The organism is Gilvimarinus sp. 1_MG-2023 (assembly GCF_030548285.1).
In genome coordinates, this window is the sequence record NZ_JAUOSC010000008.1 from 130,116 (window position 1) to 136,243 (window position 6,128).

General features: G+C 47.5%; 2 protein-coding genes. Both read right to left on the reverse strand.

What is annotated here, in order from left to right; genetic code table 11:
- Positions 1–5: 5 nt before the first annotated feature.
- Complete coding sequence (locus Q4563_RS10945) at positions 6–335, reverse strand: hypothetical protein (RefSeq protein ID WP_303604522.1); 330 nt, start codon at positions 333–335, stop codon at positions 6–8.
- A gap of 14 nt (positions 336–349) precedes the next feature.
- A complete protein-coding gene (locus Q4563_RS10950; RefSeq protein WP_303604523.1) occupies positions 350–6,115 on the reverse strand; it encodes an Ig-like domain-containing protein in 5,766 nt (1,921 codons plus the stop codon).
- Positions 6,116–6,128 lie beyond the last annotated feature (13 nt).

The window sequence follows — 6,128 nt, forward strand, 5'->3', positions numbered from 1 at the left end:
TCTACTTACAAGGTAATGTCATCATCATCGCTACCCAACACAGAAACCGCCTGATGCTGACCACGCATTTCTTTGCGATGCATCAGTTTTTTCTGAGCCGCTTCAGGTAGGTCGGTAAAACGGATTATGGACTTGTCGATCAACACATTGACGACATCTTCCAACACACGTGCCATTTGTTGATCGGAAGCGACTAAAGACTGCCCTACATCAGGCTGAATTTGGCGCAAAAAAGCCGCAAGCTCGGGCGAATCTGACGCTATAGCTGCAAACCCCCCCGACTCAACTTTGCTTACGGCGCATATAGCGCCGCTGTCATCACGTTTTACAAACATAATATCCTTATACATTAATCAATATGTAACTGCCCATTAGTAATCAGCTGGTTAATAATGTCGTTATCATCACTGCCGGTCAAGCTGACCCCCTCAAGGGTTATCGTTTGATCCGTTTGAGCAGCATCGTAACCACTTGAATAACCGCCATTACTACTCACATGAACCACAGTGTCACCACCGGATGTCTCAAAATGCAAGTACTCGGATAAATCAGTACTTGCCTCTTCGCCTTGCAGCAAGTCTGACAAGTCCAACACATCATTTTGAGAGCCATTAAAATCAAGTACAACATCTTGGGCTGGCGCTCCAACAGTACCTTGATCTGTTAGCTGCCAAGCGAAAGTATCGGCACCAATACCACCAACCAATACATCATCACCACTACCCCCTATGAGGGTATCGTCACCCGCACCGCCCATCACTGAGTCATTCAAAGAACCTGCGGTTAGAGTATCGTCACCACCTTTGCCACTAATTGCCACCGTTCGAGTCGTAGCCCAGCTATTATCAATCGTATTGTCATCGGAGTTACCCTCACTCCGATTATTCGTTACTCGAATAGTCGATGTCGCTACTGCACTCTGATCGTTGCCGTCATTGACACTTATTTCAACAACACGATCTCCCACCAAATTACTATTATCATTATCCAACTGCACGAGCTCTAATGCCGCCTCATATTCGGCAATCGTTGCAAAACCGGACAACAATCCGATACCACTACCAGCGTTATAACTAAAGCCTATAGAACTGGGCAATGAGCTTTCATCAACAATTAATACATCACCGGCAAGAGGATTGGTGATTTGTATTTGAGCAGAGAACAAATTAGATCCGTCAATATCGGTAATCGATACATCCGAGTCGACAACATTGATAGGATCCCAAAGCGGATAGGCAGTGTAATAATCCGACCCATCTTTACCAGAACTGTCGTCACCATCTAAATCAATATCTGCAGGATTATTTTCCGGACGCACTTCAACTGGCACCGTTACTGTATCAGTACCACCATTACCATCACTGATGGTATAGGTAAATGAGTCCAGCCCAAAAAATCCAGCATTTGGACTGTAGGTCACAGAATTCCCATTAGTGGTCACTGTTCCAAACGAGCCATCGGTTACACCAATGACGGTTAAGCTGTCACCTTCCGGATCCCAATCGTTTGCCAAGACATCAATATTAACCGACTCATCTTCATCTGTTGAGATTGGAACCCCGCGATAAGAGACATTAGCTGGCGTCCATAAATCACTGCCTGAGCTATCGTATAGACTGCCGTCAAAAACATACTCACCACCTTGGTCCCAATAATAAATCTCTACATCATGAGTACCCGCCGTCAAGAAGGTCGTTTCTTCAAATTGACTAGGTGCGGTAATAAAATCAGCGGTAAAGGTTTCCACTCCATCAATAAAGACAATAAATCCGTCGTCGTGTCGAATATCTAGCGTGTAAGTACCATCAGACTCAACTTCAAATGCACCGGCAAATCGAACAATGGCATCGCCTGAGCTTTCGCTGGTATTCCTAATAACAGAACCGTCATCCCCACCATCTGCCAACCAGTTCTCTAGATGATCATCAGTACCTAAGTTTTGATTCTGGCTGTAGTTAGAATCGCCTCTGACCACACTATAATTGAACCCTGTTGAAATAAATGTCGCATCCGGGTCGGTGCTGCCAGAAAAACCAATAACTTGAGCAATCGAAGCCAAATTCGGACCATCAACCCCCTGATTGTAAACCCAGAATTCCGATGCAAACCCACCTGAGGTTAGACCCGAATCCACCACGGCGACGGGGCCATCATTCACACCCGAAATATTGACAGTGGCCGTCGAGGTATCCGTTACGCCCCCTACGGAAGACGTATAACCAATCTGCAACTGTGCCATATCACCTGGCGACATAAAGTCTAATAGATTTGTATAGCCATTTTCCCAGGTAACTTCGCCATTTTCATAAACAACAAGCTCGGCACTGGCAAACGTTGCATTATTCACAAAGGTATAGCGTGCCACCTCTCCAGAGCCTGTAGAGCCGCTGGTGACAGTGAAGTCTGAAGAGGCATCTGAACCGTTAATAAAGATTGACACATCCGACACCGACTCAACAGTGCTACCTGACTGTGGCGTGGCATTATCTAACAAATTAAAATCACCAGCACTTACATCTTGGTCTTCATTGATATTGTGAGACTCATTGTAATCGCGTGGTGTATCAGCCAGATCGTCATGAATAACAATATTCAGATTAGCACTATCACTAAAGCCTGCACCGTCACTCAAGGTGTACGTGAAGGTATCGGTTAGTTCGGTTGCGTGAACACTAAAGTTGTCCACAAATGCCCGCTCACTATTCGCCGTGGTGTTGGCGTTAAGCGCTAATGTTACCTGACCATTGGCATCCAAGGTCACGGGAACTGAAACCGCAACTGAACTACCCCCTGACGGTGAAATACTGTACACGGTAGTGCCGTTCGCTGTGATATTAAAGTAATCCTGTGAATTCCCTGAGGTATCCCAGCCGTTGCTGACCTCCAAATCAAACTCAACAACAACTTCCTGACCAGCCATGTCGGCATACGTGAAAGTTTGCGTAGCGGTGGCGTCTTGATTGAGTCGTAGACGGTCGCCTTGCTCACTGACTCCAGAACCGCTCCATCCTTCTGGACCGTTTGTAAAATCCTGCTCGGTCAAAACATGATCGAGAGGCTGCAACAACGTGTAGGTGTAATCACCGAAGTTAGCCGAGTTGTTGTCAGTATTGACCGTTAGAACATTGTTCTCGGCAGTGGTAATAACACTTATGCCTGCCGTATCATTATTAACGGTTCCACCAGCGATACTCACATCCAAAGTCAAGCCAGTAGGAAGACCGACATCATCGCTTAGTAAGTTCCCGCTGACTTCTTCATTCGGGCTTGATGGATTACTGCCTAACGGCATTGCCTCTTCAAACACTTCACCATAGTTATCATTAAGATCAGGCACATTCACAGTGACCGTAGCGGTATCAGTTCCGCCATTGCCGTCAGAAACTGTATAGGTGAATGTCTCGATACCCGTAAAACCTGCCGCCGGCGTGTAATTGACAACACCACCGGAAATTGTCACCGCACCATTATCAGGCTGAGTCACACCGCTGATAGACAAAGTATCAGAATCAAGATCTGTGTCATTGGCCAGTACGTCAATAGCGATTGGGCCAGAGTCTTGCGCGACGGTAACCTGATCATTACTAGCCTCAGGCGCGTTATTGATGTCGGTAACCGCAATATTGACAGTAGCGGTATCTGTTCCACCCTGATTGTCGGAAACATTCACGGTTAGCTGATAATTACCTGCGTCCGAATCCAACAAATCCCGCACCACAGTAATTTCACCGGTTGCTGAATCTATTTCAAATAATCCCGAACCCGTACCTCCGGTAATGCTGTACTCCAGAACGTCACCATCGACATCAAAAGCCAGCACGGAACCAATCGTAGAATCGGCAGCTGACCCCTCATCTACAGAGAAGTTATAGACATCTGCATTAGCTGCCGTTGTGGCTGTGTCACTACCAGACAGGAATTCTGGAGCGTCATTAACAGGCGTAATATTAATGGTCATAGTGGCACTTTCTGTACCGGAGCTAGATCCATCGTTTACGGTAAAGTCGAATGCATCGTAATTATTGCCAAAGGCGTTAGGCAATGGTTCGAAAGTTAAATCACCCGCATCGAGCTGCGCTTGTGTAATCGTGTCGCCAACAACAACATCCACACCATTCAAACGCAATGTACCTTCGCTCTCCAACGAGTGAATCGTGATCGAGGCCATTTCATCGCCTTCGGGATCAGCGAAATTGAAATCGCTGGAAGAAAATACAACCGTAGCATCCTCGACACCGTTAACAACACTATCCCCCGCTACAGGGGCCAACGAAGGAACTGACAAGCTGAGCACTTGTGACACTTCCTGATAATCACCATTGGCTTGCTCTTCAGCTCGAGCTGTAACGGTAATATCAAAATCTTCCGTGTTAACAGGTACTGTTATTTCCAAACCGCTCAACTCGCTTGGAGTCAGCAACCAAGTACCCGATACAGCGTCGTAACTGCCAGCAGACAACAGCACACCATCTGCTAAGCCCGATACGGTAATAGAATGAATTTCACTATTATCCAAGTCAACAAAAGTCGCGTCGATATTCAAGGAATAAGTAAATGACTGAGGCAGATCGTATTCAACCGTTGGCAAATCACCGATCCGTACAAGTTGAGAACCATCCCATTCATAGCGACCATCGGTAAACCAATACTCTTCAATATCGTAAGCAAGGTTATCATCACTACCGTCATTGGCATTTAGATATAAAGCGCGATCACCATTGTCACCTTGCTCGAGGCTGTTACTAGATTCAAACACCGTATAATCCCACGATGCCTGTGAAAAGATTGCAACATCGGTGGAGGTATCCTCGGTTCCTTGCGGGTCCGTATTGTAGGGGTCATAAAACGGATCGTGACCACCGTAGATCGAATCTATTGCGCTACTATCCAAACTGACAATAATATCGCTGCCTTGCATTCCATAGAAATGATCAGCCTGATCGGAACCTACAATTACATCATCACCCTCACCACCCTGTGCCTGATCTGGCGGACCGAATGCGCCTTGACCATCCGGGTCGGCAAAAATAAGATCATCACCGCCATTACCAATAATGTTATCGGCGCCATCGGTTCCCCAAATCACCTCTCCATCATTTGTGCCTATCGGTGTGTATATCTCACTGGTAAGCCCCATGTCTTCCATAATTTGAGTAACATTTTCAGGAGAGTAATATTCATCACTCACCGCGGCTTCATAATTAGCAGTAGGGTTGCCCAGGCTCGCATTTAAGATGGGCGTATCAGCTACAGGGGTAACGTTAATTGTCGTAGTTTGTGAGCCACTATCTTCAACGCCATCGCTGACCGTGAAAGTAAAGTCCGCATAACCGGTACCATCATTAATCGGTGTACTTGGATCGGTATCGTCCGTTGGCTCGTGCTCATCAGGTGTATACGTCAATAAACCAGAGGTAATATCAGACGCTGAAACGACTAAACCTCCACTTGGCAGAGGTCCGGTGATAGCCGTACCGTTGTAGGTCAAAACACCATTGCTTGGCAGCGAGGTAATCGTAACGTGATCCAACGCATCGCCCGTATCAGTATCGGTGAAAGGAAAATCAGACACAGTAAAGGTATAAGTTTCATCCTCATCAATAGCTAACGTCCAATCGGAACTAGCGGGTGCGGAGTTATCTTCCGCGCCGTTGATCGTGATCGTGATGTCGTGCGTCTCGCCGTCGGTCGACTCAACCGTGTACACCTCGGTGATGCTCTCACCATCATCCAGGAACTGCACCGCGTTGTTATCAACGCTGTAACTCCACTCGCCGTCCGCGTTGATGCTCAGCGCGCCCAGCGCATCCGCATTCGTCGACGCAATCGCGTTGAACGCGGTCGCCGTGGGATCGAACGCGGCGGTGTCACTGGTGTCCGCATCGGTCACGGTCAAGCTGCCACTTTGCTCCAGCTGGATGCCCGCCGTCGACGGATCGGTATCCACATCTTCGGTCACCGAACCTTCGTCACTGTCGCCATTGCCTTCATTAACGGTGATCTCCGACGGATCTTCCGCGCCGTTGATCGTGATCGTGATGTCGTGCGTCTCGCCGTCGGTCGACTCAACCGTGTACACCTCGGTGATGCTCTCACCATCATCCAGGAACTGCACCGCGTTGTTATCA